Origin of the sequence: Flavobacterium segetis (assembly GCF_900129575.1) — a bacterium.
Lineage (GTDB): Bacteria > Bacteroidota > Bacteroidia > Flavobacteriales > Flavobacteriaceae > Flavobacterium > Flavobacterium segetis.
Genome location: NZ_FQWE01000005.1, coordinates 350,724 through 365,242, shown reverse-complemented (window position 1 = coordinate 365,242; position 14,519 = coordinate 350,724). Strand labels below are relative to the sequence as shown.

12 protein-coding genes are annotated in these 14,519 nt (G+C 31.2%); 8 read left to right on the top strand and 4 right to left on the bottom strand.

Annotation, left to right across the window (positions count from 1 at the left end; translation table 11 throughout):
• From BUA99_RS09640 to BUA99_RS09630, 3 genes are all read right to left on the bottom strand, one after another.
• The coding region (locus BUA99_RS09640; protein ID WP_200778657.1) for a hypothetical protein at positions 1 to 1,342 on the bottom strand (1,342 nt) is incomplete at its 3' end.
• A 9-nt stretch (positions 1,343 to 1,351) separates the two neighbouring features.
• Positions 1,352 to 1,963 carry an outer membrane beta-barrel protein gene (locus BUA99_RS09635; protein WP_143151736.1) on the bottom strand — a complete coding sequence of 204 codons (612 nt, stop codon included), beginning with the start codon at positions 1,961 to 1,963 and terminating at the stop codon, positions 1,352 to 1,354.
• Positions 1,960 to 2,436 (bottom strand): T9SS type A sorting domain-containing protein, encoded by a 477-nt coding sequence (locus tag BUA99_RS09630; RefSeq protein ID WP_084673513.1) that lies wholly within the window; start codon positions 2,434 to 2,436, stop codon positions 1,960 to 1,962. Before BUA99_RS09630 ends, BUA99_RS09635 begins: the two co-directional genes overlap by 4 nt.
• A 789-nt stretch (positions 2,437 to 3,225) precedes the next feature.
• On the opposite strand from BUA99_RS09630, the gene BUA99_RS15110 reads away from it, so the two are divergent.
• Positions 3,226 to 3,858 carry a helix-turn-helix domain-containing protein gene (locus tag BUA99_RS15110; RefSeq protein ID WP_159430941.1) on the top strand — a complete coding sequence of 211 codons (633 nt, stop codon included), beginning with the start codon at positions 3,226 to 3,228 and terminating at the stop codon, positions 3,856 to 3,858.
• A 402-nt stretch (positions 3,859 to 4,260) separates the two neighbouring features.
• Here the strand turns inward: BUA99_RS15110 and ccsA are convergent, their stop codons facing one another.
• Positions 4,261 to 7,494, bottom strand: a complete 3,234-nt coding sequence (gene ccsA, locus BUA99_RS09620) for a cytochrome c biogenesis protein CcsA (protein ID WP_072991414.1) — start codon at positions 7,492 to 7,494, stop codon at positions 4,261 to 4,263.
• Between the two features lie 198 nt (positions 7,495 to 7,692).
• Here ccsA and BUA99_RS09615 point away from each other — a divergent pair, with 198 nt between their 5' ends.
• From BUA99_RS09615 to BUA99_RS09585, 7 genes are all read left to right on the top strand, one after another.
• The gene (locus BUA99_RS09615) at positions 7,693 to 8,466 is read left to right on the top strand and encodes a Rossmann-like and DUF2520 domain-containing protein (RefSeq protein ID WP_072991412.1); all 774 of its coding nucleotides are present in this window, start codon (positions 7,693 to 7,695) and stop codon (positions 8,464 to 8,466) included.
• Positions 8,450 to 8,977, top strand: a complete 528-nt coding sequence (locus BUA99_RS09610; RefSeq protein WP_072991410.1) for a KdsC family phosphatase — start codon at positions 8,450 to 8,452, stop codon at positions 8,975 to 8,977. Before BUA99_RS09615 ends, BUA99_RS09610 begins: the two co-directional genes overlap by 17 nt.
• 99 nt (positions 8,978 to 9,076) lie before the next feature.
• Positions 9,077 to 9,997: a geranylgeranylglycerol-phosphate geranylgeranyltransferase gene (locus BUA99_RS09605; protein ID WP_072991408.1), complete on the top strand. Its 921-nt coding sequence runs from the start codon at positions 9,077 to 9,079 to the stop codon at positions 9,995 to 9,997.
• Positions 9,990 to 10,571, top strand: a complete 582-nt coding sequence (locus tag BUA99_RS09600; protein ID WP_072991406.1) for a Maf family nucleotide pyrophosphatase — start codon at positions 9,990 to 9,992, stop codon at positions 10,569 to 10,571. The genes BUA99_RS09605 and BUA99_RS09600 overlap by 8 nt, the downstream gene beginning before the upstream one ends.
• 10 nt (positions 10,572 to 10,581) lie before the next feature.
• Positions 10,582 to 11,115, top strand: coding sequence for a mechanosensitive ion channel domain-containing protein (locus BUA99_RS09595; RefSeq protein WP_072991404.1), 534 nt, complete (start codon positions 10,582 to 10,584; stop codon positions 11,113 to 11,115).
• 291 nt (positions 11,116 to 11,406) lie between these two features.
• The gene (locus BUA99_RS09590) at positions 11,407 to 12,603 is read left to right on the top strand and encodes an AI-2E family transporter (protein ID WP_072991402.1); all 1,197 of its coding nucleotides are present in this window, start codon (positions 11,407 to 11,409) and stop codon (positions 12,601 to 12,603) included.
• A 94-nt stretch (positions 12,604 to 12,697) separates the two neighbouring features.
• Positions 12,698 to 14,518, top strand: a complete 1,821-nt coding sequence (locus BUA99_RS09585) for a BamA/TamA family outer membrane protein (protein ID WP_072991487.1) — start codon at positions 12,698 to 12,700, stop codon at positions 14,516 to 14,518.
• Position 14,519: the final 1 nt, after the last annotated feature.

Below are 14,519 nucleotides of genomic sequence, written 5' to 3'. Positions count from 1 at the left end.
CGTCAGTTGCTAATCCAGCTCCTGTTTGAGTAGTATTCAGTTCTGATTGAATGTTTCCTTCAATTCCTGTGGCTCTCGTTTTTTCTGTTCCAATTGCATCTGCATTTACTTTCGCTTGCGCATCCAGTTTATTATCAGCATCATTTAAAGCAGTAGCTGCAGCAATGTAATTAGCAGTAGCGTTGACAGTATAAGTTCCGTCAGCGGCTAATCCAGCTCCTGTTTGAGTAGTATTCAGTTCTGATTGAATGTTTCCTTCAATTCCTATAGCTCTCGTTTTTTCTGTTCCAATTGCCTCTGAATTTACTTTCGCTTGCGCATCTAATTTATTGTCAGCATCGTTTAAGGCAGTAGCTCCAGCAATGTAATTAGCGGTACTATTTGCAGTATAAGTTCCGTCAGTTGCTAATCCAGCTCCTGTTTGAGTAGTATTCAGTTCTGATTGAATGTTTCCTTCAATTCCTGTGGCTCTCGTTTTTTCTGTTCCAATTGCATCTGCATTTACTTTCGCTTGTGCATCTAATTTATTGTCAGCATCATTTAAGGCAGTAGCTCCAGCGATGTAATTAGCAGTAGCGTTGACAGTATAAGTTCCGTCAGCGGCTAATCCAGCTCCTGTTTGAGTAGCGTCTACTTCATCACTAATAGAATTATAGGATGCAAATACACTATCATCTACATAATCCTTAATCGCTTTTACACTTGGATATTTGGTATTAGAGGCCCCATCCAAAATTATAGCTGTTGATTTATTTACTATGTTTTCCTTTAAATTCAACGCTGTTTGAGCGGCAGTGCTAACAGGTTTGTTTAGATCGCTAGTATTGTCAACATTATTTAGGTTTAAGTTAATTTTCGCATCGATAACATTTGAAGCATTTGTTCCTCCATTTGCAATAGCGACAACTCCAGTTACATTTGTTGCCGTAAAAGCAAAAGGAACAGCATTAAAGACCTGATCACTAATAGCAGTAAAAGAACCGCAACTACCTGAAATATCAATACTTACCTTTAAGCTTTTTGTAGCAGCGTTCCAGCTTACGCTCTTAAAGTCTATAGCATACCCTCCAGTTTGACTTCCTGACCCGATTATTACATTCACCATTCCTAATTCGTCAGTGGTAGTAGTAAGGGTTTCTTGATATTCCACTTGTTTCTCATCATCTAAGATGACAAATTGTAAGCAGATCGCTTGATTGGCCAATGCCGTATTTGGCTCATTAATACCAGGCATTGTCTTAGGAGTAGGATTTAAAATCAATGCTTGATAGCTAATTCCGTTTGTTTGAGAATACCCAATAGTACTAGCTAATAAAACCAGCAGTAAGTAGATTTGTTTCATAATTTTAGGTTATAAGGGGAAATGAATTCCTAGTTGGAGTTGATTATTTATAAAAGATAGTTTTTCATCGGTAGAGTTCGAAAACTTAAAGGCTTTCGAAAAATTATATCCTATGCTTAAACTAACGTAGTCTGTTATCACGTATTTTATATCGAGACCAATCAGAGGTTGAAAAAAGACACCTGAAAATTCAGGCTCATTTTTTATATTATAAAGAACTCCGTTTATTTGTTCTGTTCCATCAATAATAGTAGATAAATTAACACCCGCTTTTAACTTTACCTCGATCTCATTTTCCGTTTTTAAAATCGTATAAGAAGCTGCATTTTGTATTCCCAGATAAGTGCTATTCCACGAATAACTGCGGACTTCATTCGTACTAAAACTATTAAACTGATTTAGAGTAAGACTTCCTATATAGGAAATTTTAGCATTTAAAATATGCTCATAACCCAACTCATAGTTCGAACCAACTTTACTTTTTAAATTAAAATCTGTTGCTGTATTTGAAACGCTATAGTCGTAAGAAGTTAAATTTTTTCCAGATAGAAAAAAGAATTCCTGTGAAGTCATCCAATGGAAGCTTAGAAAACAGGTAAGTAATAGTAATTTTATTTTCATAAAGATTTTGCAATTTTAGTATAATAATTAATTTCGTTGTTGTTCAATCTTACTAGGTAAATGGCGTTTGGCAGTCTTGATAAATCGATAGTTAGGACTTCTCCTTCTACGTTTTTCACTTGTTGTATAATCAAACGTCCACTCACATCAAAAACAGTTATCATCATTTCGCTTTTAATAGCCTTAGAAAATCGAAAATTTATTAAGGCTACAAATGGATTTGGATACGTCGTCACAATCATATCATTGCTTAGTGGGGATTCCGCAATTATCTTAGCCCAGTAATTTTGTTGAAATCCTTGTACTACGATATATTCTCCTTTAGAGTTTCCTGAAATACTTTGTTGCCCTATAGTTTGCTTTACTAAAAGACCATTAGATAATATAGCTGATTTTCCTTGAGAAGAAATCATCTGATGGTGCAACGTTTGACCATAAAAAGTAGAACAAAACAAGAGTAAAAGATATTTCATGTTTTTTTTCAAAGGAAATTAAAAAACTGTTCTTAGAGAAATGATAGCAGCATAACTCTAGAATTTATGAAGCTTCTAGTATCTATTTTACAGGTTTTAGTAAGTTTTTAGTAATTTTTTTGTCATATTATACATGCTAATAAAATATAAAGAATAGTTTAACGGCTTTGTTGGTACTTTATCGATACTATCCACTACTTATCTTAACAAAAAAAACTATTTTCGTAAGATAAATAATCTGACATGAACTTTGTTCTTCCCATACTTTATTTTCTCACTGGTTTATTCGGCTTATTAATGCTACTAATTCTTAGTTTTAATTACAGAACGAATAAGCTGTTGAATCTATATTTCATACTTCTAATTTTATTTATATCGCTGCGATTTATAAGTTTTGGCTTTTTACGGATAAGTGATGCAAATGAAATAATAAACTTTCAAATAATGCCTTTTTTTAGTCTTATATTTCCCTGCGTCTATTTATATTTTAAAAATTTAGTTACAAATAAAAATAAAATGCAGTGGTCTGAATTACTTCATTTTATTTTCCCCATTCTATTCGGATTAGTTAATATTGCACTACTTAATTTCATCTCTTTTCCGAAACAATTCAGGTATATAATTTTTATCTCGATAGGAATTTATTATGTTTATCTTAGTTATATTTTACTAAAAAAGAAACTTTGGAATAGAAAAGCATCGATTAATTATATCCATAAGCAGAATGGACTGCTAAAAAAATGGTCGGTTTTTTTCTTTATTATTTGTTTATTATTAATCGTGAGAGTATTGATTACCTTAGTACTAGATTTGTATTTAGGTATTTCTTCATTTGCTGGAAGTTACATCTATATCGGGCTTATTATTTGCTGGGTTTTATATCTTAAAATTTTATCCACGCCTGAAATACTATATGGCTATAATTTTTTTATTGAAAAAGTACAAGAACAAAGAAATATTGAATTCGTGCTTGATGAAATTTGGATATTTCAAAAAAAAAGAACAATCACTAATAATCAAGATTTAGAATTAGATAAAAAAATTTCAGATAAAATATCACTTTATATTAGTGCAATCGAAATTGCTTCTTTAAAAAACCATCAATTAAGAGAGGAATTAGTAACTCTTGGAACCTTTGCAAATCAGTTAAAGCTTCCAAAAAGTCATTTGGTTTACCTCTTTAAGTATCACTCAAAATTAAGTTTTATTGAATTTAAAAAGGTAGTTAGAGTACTTGATGCCGTTACCTTAATAGAGACCAATTATCTAAATGTAAACACATTGGACTCTTTAGCAAAAAAAGTTGGCTTTTCCTCTTATAATACCTTTTTTACTAGTTTTAAAGAGATTACAGGTAATACTCCCCGGGCAATAAGTGAGGAACTCAGAAATAAAATTGAAATAAAAACTCAACCAGCATAAAAATGTGCTTTCACTAAAGATTAATCATAATTATAAATACTATTAAACCCGTTGCGTATACTTAATGTTTGATTGTGATTTTTCGTCTTATCGCGTATTTTTCGATAGAAAAATATATCGAGAACAAGAAAAATTTCATTAAAAACGGTTCTTGTTACATTTTTTGCTCCGTTTTATTCCACATAAAACACTCGAACTGACGTTTTGAATAATTACAGCCAACGGGTACTATTAATAATAAAAGAACCTGATATCCTTTTTTATAATAATAATAATAATAATAATAATAAACAAATACGTCTTTGTGATAATGAGTATCACTATTTAGCTTTTATCATTGCTATAAGCAAAAAAAAGATCCAACTGATAAGTTGAACCTTTTTTTACTTTATATTAAAAATCCTATTTCTTATAATATTTTTTATATTTAGGATAAGATAACGCTCCAATTAAGGTAATTGCTCCTAATGAATACCAAATCCAATTTAATGAATGTGCTTCACCGCTGGCATAAGAGTGTAGTCCCACCAAGTGGAAATTTACACCGTAATATGTAAATAAAATTGAAACAAATGCAAACATACTCATTAGATTAAAAATCCATTTACCTCTTAATGAAGGAACAAATCGAGCATGAATTACAAATGCATAAATCATGATACTTATCAATGCCCATGTTTCCTTTGGATCCCAACCCCAGTAGCGACCCCAACTTTCATTAGCCCATTGTCCTCCAAGAAAATTTCCTATAGTTAGAAGAATCAAGCCTATAGTTAACGCTAATTCATTTATATACGTAATTTCTTGGATATTCAAATCCATTTTTTCTTTATTCTTTTTAGTTGTGAACATAATCAATATTAGCGAAACTAGACCCAAAATCATTCCAAGTGCAAAAGGACCATAACTTGCTACTATAACTGCAACGTGAATCATCAACCAATATGAATTTAGTACTGGTTGCAAGTTTGCAATTGCAGGGTCAATCCAATTCATATAAGCAGCAGCTAAAATCATAGAAGTCACAAAGGCTGATGATGCCACAGTAAGTTTTGACTTTATGTCAAATGCTAAGCCAAAAAACATTGTTGCCCACGCTACATATATAATCGATTCATAAGCGTCGCTCCATGGCGCATGTCCGGAAATATACCATCTAACAATTAGGGCAAAAGTGTGCAGTAAGAATAATAATAACACAACAATATGTAAACCGTTTACTATGTAATTAAGTGATTTCCGCTCTTTAAATATTTTCAAAATTGTAAAAAACAACATTAAAATTGCTGTAAAAATGTACCAATATGGCAATTTTTGAAAAACATCATACTTGTTATATAAAACTTCTGACGTTATTTTTTCATCGCTCGGTCGTACTTTACTTCCAAAACGTTTTTGAAAACCATTAATACTCTCAAGAAGTTCATCGGCAGTTTTAAAGTCATTAGTCGCAGCTGCATTTGCTAAAGAGCCAAAATAGAGCGGCAGCACGTTTTTAGTATAGGTCATTTCCATTCCTTTCAGTCCAGATTCATTGAGCTCTAAATAAGAAACCCACTTATTATTTTTATCATTAGGAAGAGGAAATATTTTTAGAATTCTACCGCTTAAGGCTGATTCCATCAAATTAACCTTTTTGTCCGTTTCGATAAAATCCTTTTGAAACTGATTTGGATTTGCAACCTTAAAAGCTTCCTCTAAATATTTAGAAAGTTTATAATTCCCTTTGTCATCAAAAAAAGCAATGAATGGAGCATACTTAGCTTTACTGTCAACGCCAATGATTTTTCTAATACTATCATTACCGCTTTTCATATAAATAATAGGAATTTCGATCCAAAATCCTGCATACTGCGTCATAGACAAGAAAACTTGATCAGAATTCATTCCTTTATATGAATTTTCATGACTTACTTTTCGCAACAATTCTGATGAAAATGTATTAATTGGTTTCATCCTTCCACCAGCATCTTGAATAACAAGACGACCAAATTTTTCAGCATGTTTTACGGGAACTGTAAACTTCTCTATTTTTGCGTTTATTTCATCTTGACTCAACACTTTTTTAGAGTGCTCCGCATGCTTTAAGTCGGTTGGAGCAGGTTCTGCTTTTGTAGGTGAAACTTCTGCCTCACTGTGAGCATGCCCTTCATGATCGGCATGATCGTGTTCTGGTTGCTGAGCAAAACTACTAAAACTGAGTAGCAATATTAAAATAGTAAGCAACTTTGCTTTTTTAATTTTAACTATTTCTAATTTACGTTTCACATCAGCAAAACGAGAATATTTAGTAAACATAATGGCCATCATTGCAAAATATAACATAAAATATCCAATGTAAGTAAGAGCAGTTCCCCAAAAATCATGGTTTACTGATAGCACTGTTCCTTTCTCATCTGGATCAAAACTAGATTGAAAAAAACGATACCCTCTATGATCTAAAATATTATTCATATAAATATGAGCATCAAATGATTTTTCGTCCTCAACAGTAACTTTACTTTCAAATGAAGAGTAACTCTTTTCAGTGCCAGGATATTTCTCAGCAATAAAATCATTTAATTTAACTTTGAATGGTAATGTATATGTTTTACTTCCGTAAAAAAAGGTATAATCTATGTTGCCAATTTTAACCGACTTAGAATCCCCTATTTTCCCTTTAGAACCCACAAGGGTTACAACTTTTTCTTGACCTTCAGCGCTAAGTTTTACAACTAATGCATCTTCATGAGTTTTTGCTTTATAATCATTATCTGATTGATAATCAACAATTCCTTTAACAGCCGGATCGGGAAACACAAAACGCATTTCCCCAATTGTATACAATGAGCGCATCATTAAAGGCTGAGCAGGACCTGTCGTGATTTTACCCTCTAATTTATCAGCCATTCGCATGAAATTACCTTCAAAAGGAGTTTGAATTGTATAAGCATTTCCTGTTGTTGTAATATTTATCGCTCCGTCTGTAAATTTGTTCAATGCAAATAAGACATTATGAATGTTTTGAACTTCTCCGTCCTTTAGATAATGCTCGTGACGACCTCCATCCCCAGCTTCTACAAGTTTTAGGAATAAAATTCCTTTTGGATCAGCCTTTATGTATTCTTTTGCCCCCATGATAAAATTTTGGTATTCAACATCAAAATGTGTGTCACCAAAATTTTCAGACATACTGAAATTGTTATTAGTTGCAGGAGAAAGAAGTAACTGTTTTTCAAAAACTCTTCGTTTCATTTCACCTTTATATTCGCCATCGGCAAACACAGTTAAAAATGTTTTATCAGAATAAATGAGGTTTTCTGATGCGCCTTCTCGAATCGGCATCATCCCTTCATAACTTATATATCGAGTGACAAATGCTCCCAAAAGTATGAAGACAAAAGATAAATGAAGAATAAGAGTTGCCCATTTTTCTTTCTTCAAAAGTTGATATCTTTTTATGTTACCAATGAAATTAATTAGAAAAAATACGTGAATTGCTTCAAACCACCATGAATTGTAAATTAAAATTTTAGCAGTGTCGGTATTGTACTTACTTTCGATAAAAGTTCCAATCCCCATCGCAACAGCGTAAGAAATAAATAACAGTGCCATCAATCTTGTTGAAAACAAAAAAGAATATAATTTTTTATCCATCTTAGTGGTATTTTGCTTTGTTTAAGTGCACAAAAGTACTTAAAAATGTTGATTACCATATTCAGACAGTTGTTAATTATATCCAAAATATTTCAGCCAAAAATGAGGTCACAAAACCCTAATTTTTAGAGAAATTACGACGTAAAAAAGACAAATTTCTTAACTAATAACTAATTATTTTTTTGCTAATTTTGTCTCATGATCAAAGTCGTTATTATAGGTTCAGGAAGTGTAGCGCAACACTTAATAGTTGCATTCAGAAATGCGCAGAAACAGGAAAATACTGTTGATTTAATTCAAGTCTTTTCACGTAAAAAAGAAAAATTATGGCACTTAATTGATTCCACTAAAGTCATAAATGAGTATGATGAATTACTTGACGCTGATTTGTATATCATAGCAGTTTCTGATAATTCGATTTTAGAAGTTACTGAAAATCTGACTTTTAAAAACCGTTTAGTCGTGCATACATCTGGAAGTTTTCCTATTGATGAATTGAATGATAGCAACAGAAGAGGAGTTTTCTATCCATTGCAAACCTTTTCCAAAAACAGAGGTGTCGATTTCAGACTTGTTCCCATTTGTCTCGAAAGCGAAAATGCTACGGATTATCAAATACTGAATCGAGTGGCAAAATCTATCTCAAATTCGGTTTTTGCGATTAATTCAAACCAACGGAAAGCCTTGCATGTGGCAGCTGTATTTGTAAATAATTTTACCAATTATTTGTACCAAATAGGGAATGAAATTTGTGAGCAACATCAAGTTCCTTTTGAGATATTAAAACCATTAATTACTGAAACAGCACAGAAAATTATGGTACTTTCGCCGCTTGAGGCACAAACTGGTCCCGCGAAAAGGTGTGATAGCGTAACCATAGAATCTCATGAAGCTTTTTTAAAAGATGAAAATCATCTTGAAATCTATAAAATATTAACACAAGCAATACAAGATAATGGGAAAAAGTTATAAGGAAATAATGAATGAAATCACTACATTCATTTTTGATGTCGATGGTGTTCTTACTGATAGTTCCGTTTTTGTAACCAATGAAGGGGAAATGCTGCGAACAATGAATATTCGTGATGGCTATGCAATGAAGGCTGCTGTTGAAAGTGGTTACAATGTTTGTATTATTTCTGGCGGAAGTAATGAAGGCGTTCGTATTCGCTTGCGAAATCTTGGTATAACTGATATTTACTTAGGAACTTCAGACAAAGTGGAAACATTTGATGAATATACCGATGTATACAGCATTAATTCTAACCAAGTTTTGTATATGGGGGATGATATTCCTGATTATCATGTAATGAAATTAGTTGGTTTGCCAACCTGCCCGCAAGATGCAAGTCCTGAAATCAAAGCGATAGCAACTTACATTTCACACAAAAATGGTGGAAAAGGTGCGGCTCGAGATGTGATTGAACAAGTCATGAAAACGCAAGGGAAATGGATGGCTCATTTTGATGGAAAACATGATTAAATTACTGATTGAATGTCCTATGTTTTTGAGATAAGATTTAAAAAAGTATAATTCAATAATTACAACTGTACGCTAATCATTGATCACTGAACGTATAAAATGAATTTTTTAAAATTAATTAGATATCAAAACTTACTGCTACTTGTTTTTATGCAAATTATCTTTAGATATGGATTTTTTAAATATCAAAACATTACGCTGGCCTTGACAGATTTTCAATATGTTATATTGGTTTTATCTACCGTTTTGATTGCTGCTGGTGGTTACGTTATCAATAATATTTTTGATCAAGATACTGACGCAATAAATTATCCAAAAAAAGTAGTTGTAGGTAACAGTATTTCTGAAAAACAAGCGTATAACATCTATCTTATACTTACATCTTGCGGTGTTGGAATTGGATTTTACTTGGCTAATGTAATTCAAAAACCCCTCTTTGCCGCTATCTTTATTTTAATTGCAGCAACACTGTATTTATATGCAACGAGCTTGAAGCAAATGTTGCTAATTGGTAATATTGTTGTTGCTTTTTTATTAGCATTTAGTGTAATAATTATTGGAATTTTTGATTTATATCCTGTCACTTTTGTAGAAAACCAGCAACAAATGGGCGTGCTTTTTTCAATATTAATTGATTACGCTATTTTTGCTTTTATAATAAACTTATTTCGGGAAATTATAAAAGATTTTGAAGATTTTGAAGGTGATAAAATTGAAGGAATGAATACCTTTCCGATTTATTTTGGTAAAAAAATAGCTGTAAAGATTATATTTGGATTTAGCTTTTTACCTTTAGTCCTCCTTTTATTTTATATCAATCAATACCTAATTAACTTATTATTTGTTACAATCTATTTATTTCTTTTTGTTGCTGCACCTTTACTGATTTTCATAATGAAAATTTGGAATGCTGAGTCTAAAAAAGATTTTCAATTTCTCAGTTTACTCTTAAAGTGGATTTTATTTTTCGGAATACTATCTGTCGTACTAATTAGTTTTAATATAAAATACAATGCTTAAAAATCAATTAAAAAAATACCATTTAATTCTTGCTTCTGGTTCGCCAAGACGACAACAATTTTTTAAAGATCTTGACTTAGATTTTGAAATACGGTTAAAAGAAATTGAAGAAATTTATCCTTCTAGTTTAAAAGCTCAAGAAATCACAATTTACCTAGCTATGTTAAAAGGCACTGCATTCGAAGGAGAATTGTTATCGAATGAAATTTTAATAACTAGTGATACTATTGTTTGGCATAAAAACAAAGCTTTGGGTAAACCAAAAGATCAAAAAGAAGCATTTGAAATCTTAAAATCTTTATCCGATGCTACTCATGAAGTGATCACCTCCATTTGTTTTAAATCGCAAGAAAAATCAGAGGTCATAACTGAAATAAGTAGAGTGACATTTAATAAATTAAGTGACGAAGCAATTAACTATTATTTAGAAAAATTCAAACCTTACGATAAAGCAGGTGCGTACGGAATTCAAGACTGGATTGGACTCATTGGAGTTTCAAAAATTGAAGGTTCTTATGCCAACGTTATGGGAATGCCTACTGACAAGGTTTATGAATATTTAAGTAAATTATAATCCTAAATTTATGGCCATTGTTACATTACAAGAATACACAAAGGAATTAATAGCCTCTGGCTTTGTAATAACTCTTTTAATTATTTTTAGGTACGCTACCGCTAAAATAGTGGTGCGCTATGCGAAATCTAGTCATACACTGGAACGAAGAAGTGCTCTAGTGATAAAGTATATTCATCTTTTTCTTTACATATTAGCCGTTCTAGCTTTAATTATAGTTTGGGGTGTCCAAACAAAAGATATTATACTTGCTTTTTCGTCTATAACCACTTTACTGGGAGTAGCCTTGATTGCTCAATGGTCTATATTAAGTAATATTACTTCGGGAATTATTTTATTTTTTTCTTTTCCGTTCAAAATTGGAGATGTAATTAAAATTCATGATAAAGATTTTCCAATCAGCGCCGAAATTGAAGATATTGCAGCATTTCATGTTGTGCTTAAAACGAAGCAAGGAGAGCAAATTATCTACCCAAATAATTTACTTTTACAAAAAGGCATTTCGATTTTAAAAGATGGTTTTGAAGACGAGTACATCGAATAATTGCTCAAGATTAAGTTACGAAGTTGCCTCAAATTAAAAAACAGAATCAATTAATTTTAACCAAATGTTAAACTTACAAAGCAAAAGTTTACATGTATATGAGGTACTAAGTTATTTTTAGCTAAACTTTTATGAGTAGAAAAAAATAGTTCCTAGGAATTTAAAAAATATTAAAAAAATTATATAAAGTTTGATCGAAAATCTGTAATAGGTTTTTATGAAAAATAAATCATATTTGCAAATTAAAATCCAACTTAAATTGTATATAACTATTGTTTTACATCTTAGTTTATGAACGACATTATAAAATTTCCGTTTTACGCTAAAACGACTCTAATATTAGTAGGCCTAATCGCTTTTAGCTTTATATTTTACGCAGGACAAGACATTTTAATTCCTGTTATGATGTCTTTTTTATTTGCAATATTGCTATTTCCAGTTGTACAATTTTTAAAGTCTAAACTTCGATTTCCTCATGTACTAGCGGTAATGACAGCTGTAATTTTATTTGTACTTGTGTTTATTGGTCTATTTGTTTTTCTTTCTTTCCAAATCAGTGATTTTGTTAATGATTTTGATAAAATAGAACGCAATATTACTATTCATCTCAATAATATTCAAGGTTATGTAAGAGACAATTTTCACTTAAGCTCAAGAGAGCAGAAGCAATACATTGATACTGCCGCCGCAGACTCAGTTGAAAAAGGTAAGGAAATTATTGGAACTACATTGATGTCATTCACAGACACAATAATGAATTTGACTCTTATTCCCATTTATACCTTTTTAATTTTATTGTATCGAACACATTTTTTACTTTTTTTGTCTAAGTTAGTAGATAGAAAAAATCATGAACAACTAAAAGATATTTTAACGCACATTCGAGTGGCAATAAATAGTTATATCGTTGGATTAATTATCGAATTAATACTTATCTCAGCCATGACTACCATCGGTTTTATGATTATTGGAGTTAAATATGCGATCCTATTAGGAGTGGTGACAGGAATTTTAAATTTAATTCCTTATATAGGAATATTATTTGCTGGATTTTTAAGTATTGTTGCTACATTAACTGGGTCTCCTGACTTATCGATAATAATAGGTGTTATCGTTATTACTATAATCGTTCAATTAATTGATAATAATATAGTTGTACCACTTATTGTTAGTTCAAAAGTAGAAATTAATGCTTTGATATCTATTGTTGGAATTATTATAGGTGGCGCAATAGCAGGAATTTCGGGTATGTTTTTAGCGCTTCCTATTTTGGCTATAATGAAGGTTATTTTTGATAGGATAGAACCGTTAAAACCATGGGGATATTTAATGGGAGACGACTTACCAAAAACCTATACATGGCGAAAAATTAAACTACCACTATTTGACTCTGAAGAACCCAATCATAAAGTGATAGTTCAAACGGCTGCTATTGCACCTGTTTTTACTGAAACAACAACTGAAAATATCGATTTAAAAAACAATTAAGGATCGAATTATAATCGTCTTACTGAAATGATTACATTGCTTTCAATTATTAAATTACTATTATTTGATCTTTTACATGTTTGATTTAAAACGAATGCAAAAAAAATCTTTTTTTCTGCTTTTAATATTATTTTTTAGTTGTACTCAGGTTGTATACGCCCAGCAAACAACTGTAAAGAAAGACACTTCCGAAGTCTATAAAGACCTTAAAAATTATTCTAAAAAAAATAAGTTTACACGCTTAGCACACAAGCTTATATTTAGATCACCGGCTTTAAATAAAAAAACACTCAAAGACGTTCAAAAAAAATACTATAAATTTGAAGGAAAAATAATTCGAAATATAAATATCGTTACTCTGGACCCATTTGGATATTCTGAGGTAGATACTACAAGAAAACCTAAAAATTGGGCAGAAAGGGCAGGTAATAAAATTCACGTAAAAACAAATAATCTGACAATAAGAAATTTGTTATTAATTAAAAAAAACAAACCTTTCGATTCATTGCTGGTCAAAGAATCAGAACGTTTAATAAGAACTCAGCGATTTATAAATCGAGTTGAATTTACGCCACAAATTATAAGAACCAGTGGTGATTCTATTGATATTGAAATTCGAGTTTTAGATTCTTGGAGTTTAATTCCAAAAGGATCAATTTCTACTTCTAGAATAAAATTTAATGTCACAGAGCGAAATATTTTAGGTTCTGGTCATCAATTCGAAAATCAGTTCAATAACAGATTTAGTGATGGAAATACTGCATATAATGTAGCTTACACAGTCCCAAATTTTAAGAACACTTTCATAAGCACTAAAGTGAGTTACTTGATTGATTTAGATAAATATTATGGGAAAAGTATTGACATCAGTCGTCCTTTTTATTCTCCAGTAACAAAATGGGCTGGTGGTATTTACTTCGATCAGCAATTTAGAAAAGACACCTTACCAGATGCCAATTTAGTTTTTGCTAATCAAAATTTTAAGTACAACACAAAAGATTTTTGGGCGGCACGGTCTTTCAGTATTTTTAAAGGAAATACGGAGCGCGAACGAACCACAAATTTGATCACTTCAGTACGATTTTTGCACATAAATTATTTAGAAAGTCCAGTATTTAAATATGATACTGATGATTTTTATTCTAATGAAAATATGGCTTTTTTAGGAATCGGAATTTCATCTAGAAAATTTATAAGAGATCGATACATCTTTCAAAATGGTATTATTGAGGATGTCCCCATTGGCAAAATATTTGGTCTTACTGGTGGATACCAATATAAAAACAATAAGGAAAGATTGTATTTGGGCGCTCAAGCAGCCTTCGGAAATTTTTATAAATGGGGTTTTTTAAGTGCAAATTTTGAACTTGGAACTTTTTTCGAAAAATCTACAACGAAACAAACGTCATTTTCATTTCAAGCAAACTATTTCACAACCTTATTAACAATGGGTAAATGGAAAGTTCGTCAATTTATAAAACCACAATTAATAATTGGCTTAAATCGAGCAAATGCCATAGGAGATCAGCTTTCTATAAATGACAACTACGGACTGCGAGGCTTTAGAATTGCTGAATATGGAACTAAAAAAGCAATGATTACTACTCAAACTCAATTCTATTCGCCCTGGGATTTATGGGGATTTCGTTTAAATCCCTATTTTAATTACTCAGTTGCAATGTTAGGGAATCCTGAAAAGGGATTGCTAAAGAGTACAGCCTATTCTAAAATTGGTATTGGATTAATAATAAGTAATGATTACTTAGTTTTCAGTTCTTTTCAAATTTCACTTTCCTATTTTCCAACAATTCCGAGAGAAGGGAGCAATGTTTTTAAAACAAATTCATTCGAGACCACTGATTTTGGTTTCCAAGATTTCGAATTAGCAAAACCTCGAACCGTAATATACAAGTAAT

What these genes read in the sequence shown, in the direction of transcription:
- BUA99_RS09605 (WP_072991408.1), top strand. Translation starts at nt 9,077, where the DNA reads ATGAATTTTTTAAAATTAATTAGATATCAAAACTTACTGCTACTTGTT.
- BUA99_RS09635 (WP_143151736.1), bottom strand. Translation starts at nt 1,963, where the DNA reads ATGAAAATAAAATTACTATTACTTACCTGTTTTCTAAGCTTCCATTGG.
- BUA99_RS09615 (WP_072991412.1), top strand. Translation starts at nt 7,693, where the DNA reads ATGATCAAAGTCGTTATTATAGGTTCAGGAAGTGTAGCGCAACACTTA.
- BUA99_RS09595 (WP_072991404.1), top strand. Translation starts at nt 10,582, where the DNA reads ATGGCCATTGTTACATTACAAGAATACACAAAGGAATTAATAGCCTCT.
- BUA99_RS09585 (WP_072991487.1), top strand. Translation starts at nt 12,698, where the DNA reads ATGCAAAAAAAATCTTTTTTTCTGCTTTTAATATTATTTTTTAGTTGT.
- ccsA (WP_072991414.1), bottom strand. Translation starts at nt 7,494, where the DNA reads ATGGATAAAAAATTATATTCTTTTTTGTTTTCAACAAGATTGATGGCA.
- BUA99_RS09600 (WP_072991406.1), top strand. Translation starts at nt 9,990, where the DNA reads ATGCTTAAAAATCAATTAAAAAAATACCATTTAATTCTTGCTTCTGGT.
- BUA99_RS09590 (WP_072991402.1), top strand. Translation starts at nt 11,407, where the DNA reads ATGAACGACATTATAAAATTTCCGTTTTACGCTAAAACGACTCTAATA.
- BUA99_RS09610 (WP_072991410.1), top strand. Translation starts at nt 8,450, where the DNA reads ATGGGAAAAAGTTATAAGGAAATAATGAATGAAATCACTACATTCATT.
- BUA99_RS09630 (WP_084673513.1), bottom strand. Translation starts at nt 2,436, where the DNA reads ATGAAATATCTTTTACTCTTGTTTTGTTCTACTTTTTATGGTCAAACG.